Raw genomic sequence first — 1297 nt, forward strand, 5'->3', positions numbered from 1 at the left:
GGATGAAATTTATGAATGGAAAATTCATGCTTTAGGAGGACAAGAAGAAGAGCATTGGAGGAAATTTCTTCCAAAATTTGCAGTAAAAAAAGAGCTTCTCGAAAGGTTAGCCCATTATTTTGAAATGTGGGATCTTGGAGAACGAGAAATTAATTTTTATGAACTTATCGGAGATTTCTATGAATACGAACGGGCTTCCTGGTGTTTCTATTATTTGTTTAGAGCGCTGTCTTTCTTAAAAGACCCTTCTTTTATTCCCGAAGTTATGCGCTATTTTCCTCCCGATGGTAAAGAAGCGTGGCCCTGGGATATGAACGGTATGTGGACTGAGCCAATGCTAGGTGTTGTAACCAATGCTCCGGGTTATATGCCCTGGCTTATGCGATCATTACACCTACTGCATCCTGGGGCTCGGTGGGCTGCTAAAGATTTAATGTCACAAATGCTCTTTGATACCTTTTATGAAATTAAGCCAGATGAATTTCCTGATCTCCCCATAGTGGATGCTTTACCCTTGGGGAAGCGGGATCTGGTGTTGAGTTTGTTGGATGAAAAAATTGAAGATTATAAACGATGGTTGGAAGAAGATAGAGTTTCCTCAAAAAACATTGAGAAATGGAAAGAACGTATTGCCTGTACCGAATACGTCCGGGGCCAGCTGCTCCTTCTTCCCAAGGAGGTTATTAGCATTGGGCATCGGTAAATTCTTTCGAAAATTATGTTCCTTTTGGGCAGATCGGGAGCCGGGGAGGAAGGAGGATGCGGTGTATACCGGCTCCAGTTCGGTGTTTCATTCCTCTTCCATTGAGGCGCAGGAGATCTCCGGCCGGGTGGGGGCCATCCTCCACCAGGGCACGCAGATGAAGGGCCAGGGGGTACTGGAGGCGCAGTGCTACCGGTGCATTCCCGGGTATGGGAGCGCCTCTGAATCTTCTCATAATGTATATATACAAGAGCGCCGCCACAGCACCCAGCCGGTGCCCGGGTCCATTGAGGGGGTGCGCGTTGAGCCCTTCACGGATCTCAGCCAGGCCAGCACTGCCATGACTCCTCTGGAGGGGCTCCACCTTTCGCTGCAGCGGGGCGTTTTTCAGGGAATTCAGTTTAAGGGCCAGGTGCGCATTGAGGCTCGCGAGAAGCTCCTTCTGAGCCCCGCCCTTCGGCAGGATGGATTTGAGAAAGTTTCGGTGACCCGAGACAGCAAGATTCTCCAGAAAACTCAAGCTCGCCAAGGCCATGGGGTGGACTACCTGGACTGTTCTGTTCAAGGTCATTTGGAGGTCGATACGCCGCACCT

Annotated in this window: 2 protein-coding genes; both read left to right on the top strand. The window is 49.2% G+C overall.

The window, feature by feature from the left end:
• The coding region (locus HCUR_RS08085; protein ID WP_165780596.1) for a hypothetical protein at positions 1 to 703 on the top strand (703 nt) is incomplete at its 5' end.
• Positions 690 to 1297, top strand: a 608-nt coding sequence (locus HCUR_RS00750; RefSeq protein WP_129591797.1) for a hypothetical protein, incomplete at its 3' end; no start/stop codon positions are given. The genes HCUR_RS08085 and HCUR_RS00750, both read left to right, overlap by 14 nt.

The organism is Holospora curviuscula (assembly GCF_002930195.1).
GTDB classification, from domain to species: Bacteria; Pseudomonadota; Alphaproteobacteria; order Holosporales; family Holosporaceae; genus Holospora; species Holospora curviuscula.